The 14,231-nt window shown below is 52.7% G+C and carries 17 protein-coding genes; 15 read left to right on the top strand and 2 right to left on the bottom strand.

Annotation, left to right across the window (positions count from 1 at the left end):
* Nucleotides 1-188: 188 nt before the first annotated feature.
* Nucleotides 189-575, bottom strand: coding sequence for a hypothetical protein (locus C8275_RS14895; protein ID WP_106625405.1), 387 nt, complete (start codon nucleotides 573-575; stop codon nucleotides 189-191).
* 309 nt (nucleotides 576-884) lie between these two features.
* On the opposite strand from C8275_RS14895, the gene C8275_RS12530 reads away from it, so the two are divergent.
* The 15 genes from C8275_RS12530 to C8275_RS12600 all read left to right on the top strand — a co-directional run bounded on the left by C8275_RS12530 (nucleotide 885) and on the right by C8275_RS12600 (nucleotide 12,047).
* Nucleotides 885-1,541 carry a DUF6249 domain-containing protein gene (locus tag C8275_RS12530; RefSeq protein ID WP_106625406.1) on the top strand — a complete coding sequence of 219 codons (657 nt, stop codon included), beginning with the start codon at nucleotides 885-887 and terminating at the stop codon, nucleotides 1,539-1,541.
* The gene (locus C8275_RS12535) at nucleotides 1,538-2,083 is read left to right on the top strand and encodes an RNA polymerase sigma factor (RefSeq protein WP_022384812.1); all 546 of its coding nucleotides are present in this window, start codon (nucleotides 1,538-1,540) and stop codon (nucleotides 2,081-2,083) included. Before C8275_RS12530 ends, C8275_RS12535 begins: the two co-directional genes overlap by 4 nt.
* Nucleotides 2,070-2,405: a DUF5056 domain-containing protein gene (locus C8275_RS12540; protein ID WP_157948267.1), complete on the top strand. Its 336-nt coding sequence runs from the start codon at nucleotides 2,070-2,072 to the stop codon at nucleotides 2,403-2,405. Before C8275_RS12535 ends, C8275_RS12540 begins: the two co-directional genes overlap by 14 nt.
* Nucleotides 2,406-2,481: 76 nt before the next feature.
* Complete coding sequence (locus C8275_RS12545; protein ID WP_022384814.1) at nucleotides 2,482-3,276, top strand: thymidylate synthase; 795 nt, start codon at nucleotides 2,482-2,484, stop codon at nucleotides 3,274-3,276.
* 5 nt (nucleotides 3,277-3,281) lie between these two features.
* A complete protein-coding gene (locus C8275_RS12550) occupies nucleotides 3,282-3,773 on the top strand; it encodes a dihydrofolate reductase (protein ID WP_106625407.1) in 492 nt (163 codons plus the stop codon).
* Between the two features lie 98 nt (nucleotides 3,774-3,871).
* On the top strand, nucleotides 3,872-4,477 hold the full coding sequence (locus C8275_RS12555) for an RNA polymerase sigma-70 factor (RefSeq protein WP_106625831.1): 606 nt from the start codon (nucleotides 3,872-3,874) through the stop codon (nucleotides 4,475-4,477).
* A gap of 151 nt (nucleotides 4,478-4,628) precedes the next feature.
* Nucleotides 4,629-5,459 carry an ATPase gene (locus C8275_RS12560; protein ID WP_106625408.1) on the top strand — a complete coding sequence of 277 codons (831 nt, stop codon included), beginning with the start codon at nucleotides 4,629-4,631 and terminating at the stop codon, nucleotides 5,457-5,459.
* Nucleotides 5,460-5,513: 54 nt separating this feature from the next.
* Nucleotides 5,514-6,371, top strand: coding sequence for an N-acetylmuramic acid 6-phosphate etherase (gene murQ, locus C8275_RS12565; protein WP_106625409.1), 858 nt, complete (start codon nucleotides 5,514-5,516; stop codon nucleotides 6,369-6,371).
* Nucleotides 6,372-6,382: 11 nt separating this feature from the next.
* On the top strand, nucleotides 6,383-7,084 hold the full coding sequence (locus tag C8275_RS12570) for an SIMPL domain-containing protein (protein ID WP_106625410.1): 702 nt from the start codon (nucleotides 6,383-6,385) through the stop codon (nucleotides 7,082-7,084).
* Between the two features lie 152 nt (nucleotides 7,085-7,236).
* Nucleotides 7,237-9,027: a 30S ribosomal protein S1 gene (gene rpsA, locus C8275_RS12575; protein WP_022384819.1), complete on the top strand. Its 1,791-nt coding sequence runs from the start codon at nucleotides 7,237-7,239 to the stop codon at nucleotides 9,025-9,027.
* Between the two features lie 158 nt (nucleotides 9,028-9,185).
* Nucleotides 9,186-10,100 carry a ribonuclease Z gene (locus tag C8275_RS12580; RefSeq protein ID WP_106625411.1) on the top strand — a complete coding sequence of 305 codons (915 nt, stop codon included), beginning with the start codon at nucleotides 9,186-9,188 and terminating at the stop codon, nucleotides 10,098-10,100.
* A 31-nt stretch (nucleotides 10,101-10,131) separates the two neighbouring features.
* Entirely contained in the window at nucleotides 10,132-10,683 is a 552-nt protein-coding gene (locus tag C8275_RS12585; RefSeq protein ID WP_106625412.1) for an RNA polymerase sigma factor, read from the top strand.
* Nucleotides 10,684-10,751: 68 nt separating this feature from the next.
* On the top strand, nucleotides 10,752-11,138 hold the full coding sequence (locus tag C8275_RS12590) for a hypothetical protein (RefSeq protein WP_106625832.1): 387 nt from the start codon (nucleotides 10,752-10,754) through the stop codon (nucleotides 11,136-11,138).
* Nucleotides 11,139-11,170: 32 nt separating this feature from the next.
* Nucleotides 11,171-11,626 (top strand): hypothetical protein, encoded by a 456-nt coding sequence (locus C8275_RS12595; RefSeq protein ID WP_022384823.1) that lies wholly within the window; start codon nucleotides 11,171-11,173, stop codon nucleotides 11,624-11,626.
* 166 nt (nucleotides 11,627-11,792) lie between these two features.
* On the top strand, nucleotides 11,793-12,047 hold the full coding sequence (locus C8275_RS12600) for a type B 50S ribosomal protein L31 (protein ID WP_022384824.1): 255 nt from the start codon (nucleotides 11,793-11,795) through the stop codon (nucleotides 12,045-12,047).
* 644 nt (nucleotides 12,048-12,691) lie between these two features.
* Here C8275_RS12600 and C8275_RS12605 read toward each other — a convergent pair.
* Nucleotides 12,692-14,224 carry a peptide MFS transporter gene (locus C8275_RS12605; RefSeq protein ID WP_022384825.1) on the bottom strand — a complete coding sequence of 511 codons (1,533 nt, stop codon included), beginning with the start codon at nucleotides 14,222-14,224 and terminating at the stop codon, nucleotides 12,692-12,694.
* Between the last annotated feature and the right edge of the window lie 7 nt (nucleotides 14,225-14,231).

The following is a 14,231-nucleotide window of genomic DNA, read 5'->3' on the forward strand; positions in this document are numbered from 1 at the left end:
GAAATTTTATAATAGGGATTGTCGTTTAATTCCATCATTATGAGTAATTCGGCAGACAGTCCCTATTTAAACCTTTGCAAACAAATAAAAATGAGAAGTATAACACAAAAGCCCAAATTATCCTCAACATATACAGGATACATTGGAACGCCACCTAAACCGACTGGTAAAGAACTGGTGTGAGACTCTTACAATTTACTACTCAGCTGGTTCTTCAGCTCTTGCATGTATGATGCATCCAATGTCCCTATATAGAATCTTTTCATATCTCCATTTTTCAGGTAAACATTGATTCCTAAAGTCTTCCCATAAAAAAAGGCATCTTTAAATAGTTCGAATTTACGAACATCCTTCCAATAGAATACATCTGTTTTGTACAATCCCCGGACCGAAAGACGGTCTTTGTCGAAATCTATTTTCTTTGCACGTTTCACTAGAATAACCCCACTTAGTATACAAGGAATTATATATGCATACCAAACATGCTCATTAGCTGATATGGCAGACAGCAATGATGTGCAAATAAACAGGAGGATTATTGCAATGCTTATGTATTTATAGGTAAAGCGTATCATCAGAAGTAGTGTTGTAAAAAAACAAATAGAGTCTTTTCATAATTGACTTCTCAAATATAGACACTATTCTAATATATTGTATTATTGTCATCTGTTTTACATTATTTTAACCCATCCATTATACAGTTTCATAACTACAAAACTACCGTATGCTTTTGCTGACCCTACACAAGAAGAAATAAACAATAGCTCTTGTGACTTAGCTTGCCAAACACGTCGTAGCATAAAATCAAAAAATTCCCCACCTTTGCAACCATCCGGTCCTCTCGCCGCGTCTAATGTACAGAACAAACATAAAGCACAAACGATATGAAAAAGACATTAGCCATCCTCGCTGCCTGCCTCACACTGGGAGTGGGCACACCTTCCGCTTCCGCAACAGCACAAGACACAACCGCCGTCACCACCGCAATGAAGGCGGATTCCACCGTAACAAATCAGCGAGAACCGACAGAGCTCGAACTGGCACAAGCCGAAATAGCCGAACTGCGAAACAAAGTAAGGCAACTCAGCCAGAAAAACGATATCGGCGACAACCTCGTAGACCTGACAGCCATCATCCTGACTTTTACCTTCCCCTTCGTTATGGTATTCTGCTGGTTCTACTTCCGTTCGAAAAACCGACGTGCCAAATATGCGCTCATCGACCGGATGGTCACATCGGGACAAGCGGGCTCGGTAGAGCTGCTACAGAAGCTGCTACAAGAGGATGAGAAGAAACAGAAAGACCTCCGCATGCACGGCATCCGCATGATTTGCATGGGCATCGGAATGACCATCTTCCTTGCGATACTGGCTGGAGAGGAACTGGCTGCCATCGGTATCCTGGTCGCCTGTATCGGGCTCGGAGAACTCCTTGCAGGCGAGCTGCAACGCCGCGAACAGAGACAGCTCCATCAGGAACAGCAACCTCGTGAGACTCCTCAGGACACGTCTGCCAAAGATTCCTCCACCGACGAACAATGAAGACGCTGACCGACCTATCGCTCATCGCACAGGCTGTCATAGGGCACAACCGCCGGGCGTTCGACACGCTGGTCAGGAAGTACCAGTCACAGGTCCGACGGTTCTTCCTGCACCAGACGCTGGGCAACGAATTTCTCAGCGACGACCTGGCACAGGAGACTTTCATACGTGCATGGCTCGGGCTGGGGTCGTTTCGCGGACTGTCGGACTTCTCCACCTGGCTGCTGCGCATTGCATACAACGTGCATTATGACTATCTTCGCAACCGGAAGGAGACGACAGGGCTGGACTCACTGCCTCCGGGCGGCGAAGGAATGTGCGAACAGCCTCCGCTGGATGCACATGTCGACCTCTATCAGGCACTCGCCCTCCTGCGCCCTGACGAGCGGACGTGCATGACACTCTTCTACATGGAAGACCTGACCATCGCGAAGATTGCCTCCGTGACCGGACTGCCCGAGGGGACGGTGAAGTCGCACCTCTCCCGTGGAAAAGCCAAATTGTCGAACTACTTAAAACAGCATGGCTATGAATCAGCATAACGAACCCGACTCCGTGGCACGCTTCCTGCGGGAAAACCGCCGTGAAGTGGCGGACAACGGATTTACCGAAAAGGTGATGGAACGTCTTCCGCGCCGCTACGAGCAACTGGCAACCCTCATCCGATGGATTGGCGGGGCGGCAGCCGTAATTCTCTTCATCATTTTGGGAGGAATGGAATGGCTCGTCGCCTCGGGCGAGCACATCTGGCACAGCTTCTGTGCACAGCAATGGGGTGACCCCCAACTGCATGCCTTTCTCACACTCCTTGCCGGACTGGCCATCGTGGGGCTCAGCAACCTCCTGCTGCACGATGACTGCTGACAAGCGACAAGGCTCTCGCTGTGCCCTATTCCAAAAATAATGCGTACTTTTGCAGCCGACTATCAAGCAAACAGCAATGAAACAATACCTCGACCTACTCAACCGTATCCTCACCGAGGGGGAACGCAAGGAGGACCGCACGGGGACGGGCACCATCAGCGTGTTCGGCCATCAGATGCGGTTCAACCTCGACGACGGTTTCCCCTGCCTGACGACAAAGAAGCTCCATCTGAAATCCATCATCTACGAACTGCTGTGGTTCCTGCGCGGCGACACCAACGTGCACTTCCTTCAGGAGCATGGCGTCCGCATCTGGAACGAATGGGCAGACCCTGACGGAGACCTGGGACATATCTACGGCTACCAGTGGCGTTCGTGGCCTGACTATGACGGGGGCTTCATCGACCAGATACAGGAGGCGGTCGAGACCATCAAGCATAACCCGGACTCGCGCCGCATCATCGTGAGCGCCTGGAACGTGGCTGACCTGAAACGCATGAACCTGCCTCCCTGCCACCTGCTCTTCCAGTTCTATGTTGCCAACGGACGGCTCAGCCTGCAACTCTACCAGCGCAGCGCCGACACGTTTCTGGGAGTACCGTTCAACATCGCGTCGTATGCCCTGTTGCTGATGATGATGGCTCAGGTGACGGGACTGAAGGCGGGCGACTTCATCCATACACTGGGCGACGCACACATCTACCTGAACCACCTCGACCAGGTACATCTGCAACTGACGCGCGAACCGCGCCCCCTGCCGAAGATGCACATCAATCCCGACGTGAAGGACATCTTCAGCTTCCGCTACGAGGACTTCGAACTGACAGACTACAACCCCTATCCGCACATTGCGGGCAAAGTATCCGTATAACCTCCATGAGAATCTCCATCATTGCCGCCGTGGCTGCCAACCGCGCCATCGGCTACCGGAACCGGCTGCTCTACTGGCTGCCCAACGACCTGAAGCGTTTCAAGGCACTCACCACGGGACACACCATCATCATGGGACGCCGTACCTTCGAGTCGCTCCCCAAAGGGGCACTCCCCAACCGACGCAACATCGTGCTTACCCGACAACCGGACCTTGTCTGTCCGGGAGCGGAGTGCTTCGCTTCCATCGAGGAGGCTTTGGAGCATTGCAGTCCGACGGAGGATGTCTACATCATCGGCGGTGCAAGTGTCTATGCCGACACCCTGCGTCTTGCCGACCGTCTCTGCCTGACCCACATCGCAGACACACCGGCAGAGGCTGATGCCTTCTTCCCGGAAGTGGACCCTTCCGTGTGGCAGGAGGTGGCACGCGAATGCCATGAGCCGGACGAGAGACATGCCTGTGCCTACAGCTTCGTGGACTACGAACGGCGCTAAGCCTGCTTTTTCCGCCCGTGCGCTGTCAGAGGTATTTATTTTTCTCCGTATCTTTGCAGTGACCTTAGCAGGAAGAGCAACAAACACTTATGACAGCCATGACACACGACAGGGAAGACGAACGCACGCTGGTTCTCCGTCTGATTGACGGAGACGAGGATGCCTTTTGCGAACTGTATGCCCGTTACAAGAACCAGCTCGTCTATTTTGCCCTGCGCTACCTGAAGTCGCAAGCGTATGCCGAGGACATCTTTCAGGATACTTTTGCTGCCGTCTGGCAAAGCCGGCGTTTCATCGACCCCGACACGTCTTTCTCCTCCTATCTTTATACGATTGTGCGCAACCGCGTGCTCAACCAGTTACGCAGCCTGGAGCAGGAAAGTTCCCTGAAAGAAGCCATCCTCTCCCAGGCTGTCGACTACAGCAACAGCACCTCACAGGCCATTGCCGTCGCCGAACTGGAGGCTGTCGTCAACGAAGCCCTCGGCAAGCTGACGCCCCGCCAACGGGAAGTGTTCGAGCTGAGCCGGCGGCAACGTCTGTCGCACAAAGAGATTGCTCAGGCGTTGGGCATCTCGGTCAACACGGTGCAGGAATACATATCCGCCTCGCTCCACACCATCCGTCACTACCTCTCCCACAAATACTCCAAGGAGGTCGACTTGCTCCTTATCTTCCTACTTTCCTGCGAATTCTGCCGGTAAAAGAGAGGCTTCCGGCAAAAAAACAACTCGAATTAAGACACCGAAAACAACTGGTACCGGGTAGGGAACACGGTGCAAAAGCAATAAAAGCCACCCGACGCACCACACATCTGAAGGGAATTACGTACTTTTGCCAAAAGTTCTGAACATTATGATACTGATAGCTGACAGTGGCTCGACCAAGACCGATTGGTGTGCATGGCGAGGGGATGCTCCCCTGTTTGTCCATACGCAGGGCATCAATCCCTTTCACCAGAAAGCCGATGAAATCCTGAAGATTCTCCACAAGGAACTCTACCCGCAGCTTCCCGTGGAACCCATCGAAAGCATTTTCTTCTACGGCGCCGGAAACACGACGCTAGGTAGCCGCATCCTGCGCGGATGCTTGCGCAAGGTATTCGGCGAGCAGGTGCACCGTGAGGTGGAAAGCGACCTGTTGGGAGCTGCCCGTGCCCTCTGCGGACACCAGCCCGGCATCGCCTGCATCCTGGGGACAGGCTCGAACTCCTGCTTCTACGACGGGGAGAAAATCGCCGCCCACACTCCTGCCCTAGGCTATATCCTGGGCGATGAAGGCAGTGGCGCCTACCTGGGCCGACGCCTCGTGGGGGATGTCCTGAAAGAGCAGCTGCCCGAACACATCTGCCTGGCTTTTGCCAACCGCACCCAGCTGACACAGGAGGAAATCATCCACCATGTCTACCGGCGTCCGCTGGCGCACCGTTTCCTGGCAAGCTTCGCACCTTTCCTGGCGGAACAGCGGGAGGACCCTGCCATCCACCGCCTGCTGACCGACTCGTTCGATGCCTTCATCGAGCGGAACCTGAAGACGTATCCCAAGGAATATCCCGTCAGCGCGGTTGGCTCCATTGCTTACCATTTCCGTCCGGAACTGACCGAAAGCCTGGAGAGACGGGGCTACACCGTGGGCGTCATTGCCCAAAGTCCGATGGAAGGGCTCATCCGCTATCACCGGATGTAAACGCCGGCAACCAGTCATCGTACATCCTTTCACACAGGAAAAAAACATTCCATCATGAGTTTCATCAAAATCACCGAACAACCCTCTCTGCACGACGGACTCGACCGTCAGTCGGTGCACGAACTGCTGGAGGGCATCAACGAAGAAGACTGCAAGGTGGCTCTGGCAGTCCATCAGTGCATCCCCCAAATCGAACGTCTGGTCACTGCCATCGTCGAACGGATGCAACGGGGCGGACGCCTCTTCTATATGGGAGCAGGCACCAGCGGACGGTTGGGCGTGCTCGACGCCTCCGAGATTCCACCCACCTTCGGCATGCCTCCGGGCAGGGTCATCGGACTGATTGCCGGCGGCGACCGTGCACTCCGTCATCCGGTAGAGAACGCCGAGGACAATCCGATGCGCGGATGGGAGGAACTGCAGGAGCACGGCATCAATACCGACGACACCGTGGTAGGCATCGCCGCCTCGGGCACGACCCCCTATGTGGTCCATGCCCTCCATGAGGCACGTGCACACGGCATCCTGACGGCATCCATCTGCAGCAACCCCGACGCCCCCATCTCCCGGGAAGCCGACATCCCCATCGAGATGATTGTCGGTCCGGAGTTTGTCACCGGCAGCTCCCGCATGAAAAGCGGCACGGGACAGAAGATGATCCTCAACATGATCAGCACCGCCACCATGATACGGCTGGGACGTGTGAAAGGCAACCGCATGGTCAACATGCAGCTCAGCAACCGGAAACTGGTCGACCGCGGCACACGGATGCTGGTCGATGAACTGGGATTGCCCTACGAGGAGGCACAAGCCCTGCTCCTGCGCCACGGTTCAGTCCGCAAGGTCCTCGATGCGGCAAGGACGGACCGTCCGCTCACCTCCTCCCCCGAAACACGCAACCATAATTATTAAGGTATAAGCCTATGAAAAATCTAAGAATTGAAGCCGTCATCCTCGCCATCGGACTGGCACTGACGGGCTATTTTGTCAAAGCGGGCATCGACACACTGGCAACCCGCGACCGTGTGGTCACCGTGAAAGGTCTGGCAGAGATGGAAGTCCCCGCCGACAAAGTGACGTGGCCGCTGATGTACAAGAGCATCGGCAACGACCTGCCTGCCCTCTACAGCCAGATTGAAGCCACCAACCAGAAGATTCAGGCCTTCCTGACCTCCAAAGGCATCGACGCCGGCGAAATCAGCATCAATGCCCCCGAGATTGTGGACCTGCAAGCCGAACGATACAGCAACAACGACAAGCCTTACCGCTACAACATCACGACCGTCATCACCGTCACATCCGGCAAGGTCGACCTGGTACGCGGACTCATCGCCTCACAGGGCGAGCTGCTGAAACAAGGCATTGCCATCAGCGGAGGCGACTACCGCTACAACGTGTCCTACGACTACACCAGCCTGAACTCCATCAAGCCCAAGATGATCGAAGAAGCGACCAAGAACGCCCGCGCCGCTGCCGAAAAGTTCGCCAAGGACTCCGACAGCAAACTGGGTAAAATCAAGAAAGCCTATCAGGGCCAGTTCTCCATCGACGACCGCGACGCCAACACGCCTTACATTAAAAAAATACGTGTGGTGACCACCATCGACTACTCGTTGGAAGACTAAGCCTCACAAAAAAGCTAAAATAATCGGCGCAACTATCACAAAATTGAGTGAATAGGTGCGCCGATTCATTTTTTTGCAGTATCTTCGCGGCCGATTATTATAGCGATATAATGTCTAACCCATTTAATTACTAAAAACAACTTTATCTATTAATGGAAAATCTGAAGAACGTAGCTCCCTTGGAAGACTTCAACTGGGATGCGTATGAAAATGGCGAGGCTACTACCAGCATGAGCCATGACGAGCTTGAAAAAGCTTATGACAACACCCTGAACAAAGTCAATGACCACGAAGTTGTTGACGGAACCGTAATCTCAATCGACAAACGCAACGTCGTTGTCAACATCGGTTACAAATCAGACGGTATCATTCCTTTGAATGAGTTCCGTTACAACCCCGACCTGAAGGTAGGTGACACCGTAGAAGTGTACATCGAGAATCAGGAAGACAAGAAGGGACAACTCATCCTCTCTCACAAGAAAGCACGCGCAGCCCGCTCTTGGGACCGCATCAACGCTGCTCTCGAAAACGACGAAATCATCAAGGGTTACATCAAGTGCCGCACGAAGGGCGGTATGATTGTCGACGTATTCGGCATCGAAGCCTTCCTGCCGGGTTCTCAAATCGACGTGAAGCCCATCCGCGACTACGATGTATTCGTCGGCAAGACCATGGAATTCAAGGTTGTCAAGATCAACCAGGAATTCAAGAATGTCGTTGTTTCGCACAAGGCTCTCATCGAGGCTGAACTGGAACAGCAGAAGAAAGAAATCATCAGCAAACTTGAAAAAGGTCAGGTTCTCGAAGGAACCGTTAAAAATATCACCTCTTACGGTGTATTCATCGACTTGGGTGGCGTAGACGGTCTGATCCACATCACCGACTTGTCTTGGGGCCGCGTAAGCGATCCGAAGGAAGTGGTTCAGCTCGACCAGAAGTTGAATGTCGTTATCCTCGACTTCGACGACGAGAAGAAGCGCATCGCCCTCGGTTTGAAACAACTCACCCCGCATCCTTGGGATGCTCTCGACCCGAACTTGAAGGTCGGCGACCACGTGAAGGGCAAAGTTGTCGTGATGGCAGACTACGGTGCATTCATCGAAATCGCTCCGGGCGTAGAAGGTCTGATCCACGTATCGGAAATGTCCTGGTCACAACACCTGCGTTCTGCTCAGGACTTCATGAAGGTGGGCGACGAGGTAGAGGCTGTCATCCTGACTCTCGACCGCGAAGAGCGCAAGATGTCCTTGGGTATCAAACAGCTCAAGGCAGACCCCTGGGAGACTATCGAAGAGAAATATCCGGTTGGTTCCAAGCACACTGCCAAAGTGCGCAACTTCACCAACTTCGGTGTATTTGTTGAAATCGAGGAAGGCGTTGACGGCCTGATCCACATCTCCGACCTTTCTTGGACCAAGAAGATCAAACACCCGTCAGAGTTCACTCAGATCGGTGCGGACATCGACGTGATGGTGCTCGAAATCGACAAGGAAAACCGTCGCTTGAGCCTCGGCCACAAGCAACTCGAAGAGAATCCCTGGGATGTATTCGAGACTGTCTTCACCGTTGGTTCCATCCACGAAGGTACCATCATCGAAATGCTCGACAAGGGTGCTGTCATCGCTTTGCCTTACGGCGTAGAAGGTTTCGCTACTCCGAAACACCTGGTGAAGGAAGATGGCTCGCAAGCTCAGCTCGACGAGAAGTTGCCGTTCAAGGTCATCGAGTTCAACAAGGACGCAAAACGCATCATCCTCTCTCACAGCCGTATCTTCGAAGATGCTGCAAAGGCTGAAGAAAGAGCAGAGAAGAGAGCTTCCAAGAAGGCTTCCAAGAAGGAAGAGACTCCGATGATTCAGAACCAGGCTGCTTCTACAACCCTGGGCGACATCGACGCTCTGGCTGCATTGAAAGAGCAGATGGAAGCTGACAGCAAGAAGTAATAGCAAGACGCATTACATTCATTACAATCTGATAAAGGCAGGTTCACTCCCACAAGGTTTGAACCTGCCTTCTTTTTATAGCGGAGTGCAAGCCAAACCCAATTTTCTCCCCTTCGACGGACTGAAAACACAAAAATCTTGTGTATTTTTGCCACACTATGGAAAAGTTCGAGGTCAACATATTGGGATGTGGTTCTGCACTGCCCACCACCAAGCATTATCCAAGCTCGCAAGTGGTGAACATCCGCGAAAAGCTGTTCATGATCGACTGCGGTGAAGGCACACAGACACAACTGCGCCGTTCACGGCTGAAATTCACCCGGCTGAACCACATCTTCATCTCCCACCTCCACGGCGACCACTGCTTCGGACTCATCGGACTGCTCTCCACCTTCGGACTGCTGGGACGCACCGCCACCATGCACATCTATGCCCCCGCCGAACTGGAAAGGCTCATGCAACCCCAACTGGACTTCTTCTGCAAAGGGATGGACTACAAGGTGGAGTTCCACTCCCACGACACCCGTACCCCGGCAGTCATCTATGAAGACCGTTCGGTGACCGTGAGCACCCTTCCGCTGAAGCACCGCATCGACTGCTGCGGCTTCCTCTTCCGCGAGAAACCGACTCCCAACCACATCCTCCGCGACATGATCGACTTCTATGAAGTCCCCACGTATGCCATCAACCGCATCAAGAACGGTGAAGACTACGTCCTGCCCGACGGCACGGTTGTCCCCAACGGAAGACTGACCCGACCCTCCGACCCTCCACGCAGCTATGCCTACTGTTCCGACACCATCTACCTGCCGGAACTTGCCGGACTGGTGCACGGCGTCGACCTGCTCTACCACGAAGCGACCTTTGCCAACAGCGAGTCGGCACGAGCCAAAGAGACGTTCCACACCACCGCCGCCCAGGCAGCCCGGCTTGCCAAGGATGCCGAAGTCAAGCAGCTCGTGATCGGGCACTATTCCGCGCGCTATGAAGATGAGAACATCCTCCTGCAGGAAGCACGCGAAGTGTTCCCCTCGACCCTTGCCGCCAAGGAGAACCTGTGCATTGCCTTATAACCTCTGTCTAATCTGACGCAACCCCGACTGCATGAAGAACTACGATGAACATATAATCATAGAGCAACTCCGAGACCCCGCCACACAACGCGCTGCCTTCGAGACCATCGTAAAACAGTACAGCGAACAGCTCTACTGGCAGATACGCCGCATGGTCCTGTCGCACGACGACGCCAACGACCTCCTGCAAAACACCTTCATCAAGGCATGGATACACATCGACTACTTCCGGGGTGACGCCAAGATTGCCACCTGGCTCTATCGCATCGCACTCAACGAGTGTCTCACGTTCCTCAGCCGTCAGCAGAACAACCCCTCCATTCCGCTGGATGACCCGCAAGCGGGCGTGGTCAACCGACTGGAAAGCGACCCGTTCTTCAACGGAGACGAGACACAGCTCCTCCTGCAAAAAGCCCTGCAGACCCTGCCCGAGAAACAACGCATCGTGTTCAACCTGAAATATTTTCAGGACATGAAGTACGAACAGATATCGGAAATCCTGGGCACGACAGTGGGCGCACTGAAAGCTTCCTATCACTATGCGGTCAAAAAAATCGAGCGCATTTTGAAAGACTCTCTTTAAACCATCCCCCCTGCCGACGGTCTAACCAATGAAAACAAGACAACAACACGCACATAATGGATAACAACATGGAAGATAAGAAACTGAAAGATATTTGTGGTACCGGCAACCCCTTCAGCGTGCCTGAAGGCTATTTTGACCGGGTCACCGAGGAAATCATGGACAGGCTTCCGGAGAAAGAGAAGGTCATCCTTCCTCCCACTCCCACCACCTGGCAACGCATCAAGCCGTGGCTTTACCTGGCTGCCATGTTCTGTGTCATCATGGGTGGAGCACGTTATTTTGTCGGTCCGTCCCTTCAGCAAAAGATAGACAAGTCGCCGATGGCAACCACGTCCGCCGAAGCACAGAGCATCTCCTACGACGAAGAATATCTGGAAAACGAACTGATGAACTCGCGCATGGACGACTATTCCGTCTATTGCTACCTCACCGACACTGACAGTGAAAGTTAACATTGTTTTAACCTAAACTAAAAGCATATCCCATGAAGACGTACTTACTCACCCTCATGCTGGTCCTGACCAGCTGTCTTGCCTGTCAACCGACGGCATCCGCACAGACCAAACACAACGAAAGCATATCCAAGGAACAATTCCGCAAGAAACAGAGAGACTTCATCATCCGCGAGGCACGTCTGAGCCCGAAGGAAGCCTCCTATTTCTTCCCCCTCTTCTTTGAGTTGCAGGACAAGAAGAAGCTCCTCACCGACGATGCCGATGCCAAGCGCAAAAAGGCACTGGAGGAAAAGCTGGACGAGAAGCAATACAAGTCGGCTGTCGACCAGATTCTCAATGCCCACGTGAATCTCGAGCAGCTGGAGCGCGAATACGTGGACAAGTACCGGCAATACCTGAGCAACAAAAAGATATTCAGCATCATGATGGCGGAGATGAAGTTCCGCAAACAGCTCATCAAGAACACCCGGCAGGAACAACGATGACTCCGGAGAAAAGCTGCGGAAGCCGTCCGTCTGTCAGTAAAAACTCCTAAAAATCTTTTGTTACTAATGAAGGATTGCTTACCTTTGCAGCCTGAATAAAGACCATTACACAATATTTTTGTTACCAGCAAAATATTAACCAACCAACAAAAAGACAGACACTGATATGAAAAAAGGTATTCATCCCGAGAACTACCGTCCGGTAGTATTCAAAGATATGTCAAACGGCGACATGTTCCTTTCACGTTCGACTTGCGCAACCAAAGATACCGTTGAATTTGAAGGTGAAACTTATCCGTGTGTAAAGCTCGAAATCTCCAGCTCTTCACACCCGTTCTACACCGGTAAGTCCAAATTGGTCGACACCGCCGGTCGCGTAGACAAGTTCATGAGCCGCTACGGCAATGCCAGAAAGAAATAAGAAATACTCCTTATAGAGCATACGAGACAAGAAAGCTTCCCGATACGATTTCGGGGAGCTTTTTTTGTATCTGCACCTTCACAAGCAAGAGCATGACAGTTCCACGCCGTGGAACTCATATTCCCACGCCGTGGGACTCACAGTCCCAGGCTGTGGAACTCGAAGTCCCAGGCCGTGGAACTCGAAGTCCCAAGCCGTGGAACTCGAAGTCCCAAGCCGTGGAACTCGAAGTCCCAAGCCGTGGAACTCGGAGTCCCAAGCTGTGGGCATTCTGTTGGGAACCTCATCCGAGGGCAAATGTTCAACTCATACCGTTACACCAACAGGTTGTCGGTGTTGCCCGATTTCGTCCAGTCCAATCATGATTGCTTGCCCATATCTACATATATAATACTGGGCAATTCACCGTGCGAAATGCGTTTGAACGGTTGTTGAACATTGTTTGAACGGTTGTTGAATATTGCATTGAACATTTATTAGACGTTGCGTTGGACATTCATTGGACGTTGTATTGGATCGGGCGACCGGTCGGATCGCCCCTACATTGGGATTGCAACCATTAAACAAAAAAAACATGGCGTGTAAAGCGGAAAACAAACTTCCGGCTTTACACGCCATGACTTTATAGGAAAGAATGGGCAGGCTTACTTAGCCACGCGCTCCAGACGTTTCATGATTGAGAAGATGAACAATGCCGAGAGCAGACAGAGTGCCACGAGAACACCCCATACCACCAAGAGAGGCAGGTCGCCCCACAGCCAGGCGGCTACGGCAGTCAGGTAGTTACCGATGGCAGTAGCCACGAACCAACCACCCATCATCATTCCTTTATATTTGGGAGGTGCAACCTTCGACACGAACGAAATACCCATCGGAGAGAGCAACAGCTCACCGAAAGTCAATACCAGGTAAGTCGATACCAACCAGTTGGGAGACACGAACGATGCCGTTCCAGCTTCCAAGGCAGCTCCTTGCTCATTCGGAGTCAGCAGACCGAACGAAGCGAACATCATCAGGATGTAACCGCAGGCTGCTACCAACATACCCAAACCAATCTTGCGCGGAGCGGAAGGCTCTTTTCCCTTACGTGCCAACGAACCGAAGATTGCCATGGATACCGGAGTCAGAGCCACCACAAAGAAGGGGTTGAACTGCTGGAAGATGGGAGCATCTACCGGAGTAGCTCCTTCAATGGCCGAGTAACGATAACCCAGGAAGGCGAGTGCAGCGACAATGACCAGGGCTGAGATACCCTTGCCTTTGCCGGTCTTCGACTGGAAGAGGGAGAACAACGCATAGACGATGAAGATGACAGCCACAAGGTTCCATACACTGAACATCATGCTTTCCAGCCCTTCGGAACTCTTAGCCGTAAATTCGTCGGCGAAGTAAGTCAATGTCAGACCGTTCTGGTGGAATGCCATCCAGAAGAAGATGACCACGATGAACACGAGGCAGAGGGCGACAATGCGCTCCTTGGTCTCACGCGGAGAAATCTCTTCGACTTCGGCCTTCGCACCCTTGCTGTCCTTCGCCTGCTTGGTGCTGCCTTCCACGTGCTTGAACGTGCTGCGGAAGCCATAATAGATGGCCATGGAGACAATCAGCGAAACACAGGCCACTGCAAATGCGAAGTGATAAGAATCATTGACACTCACGCCCCACGTCTTCTGCGCATATTCCATGATGGACACGGCAGCCGTCGGTGCAAACAGGGCGCCGATATTGATTGCCATGTAGAAAATGCTGAATGCGGAGTCGCGCTTGGAGGCATACTCGGGAGCATCGTAGAGGTTACCCACCATCACTTGCAGATTGCCCTTGAACAGGCCTGTTCCGCTACTGATGACTATCAGGGCGGCAAACATGCCAATCATGCCCAGTGTACCGGTGCCCAACGGCAAAGCCAGGAGCACGTAACCGGCAAACATCGCAATGATACCGATGGTTACCATCTTCCCATAACCGAATTTATCAGCCAGGATACCTCCGATAAATGGTAAGAAATAAACTAACGCTAAGAATGTGGAATAAATCGTTCCGGCTACGCCAGGCGATAATCCGAAGTTGGCTTTCAGGAATAACACGAAAATAGCCAACATGGTGTAATACCCGAAGCGTTCGCCGGTATTGGCAAGCGCCAAGGCATACAGTCCTTTTGGTTGTCCTTCAAACATAAGTTAA

It is taken from the genome of Bacteroides sp. Marseille-P3684 (assembly GCF_900291465.1).
Lineage (GTDB): Bacteria > Bacteroidota > Bacteroidia > Bacteroidales > Bacteroidaceae > Phocaeicola_A.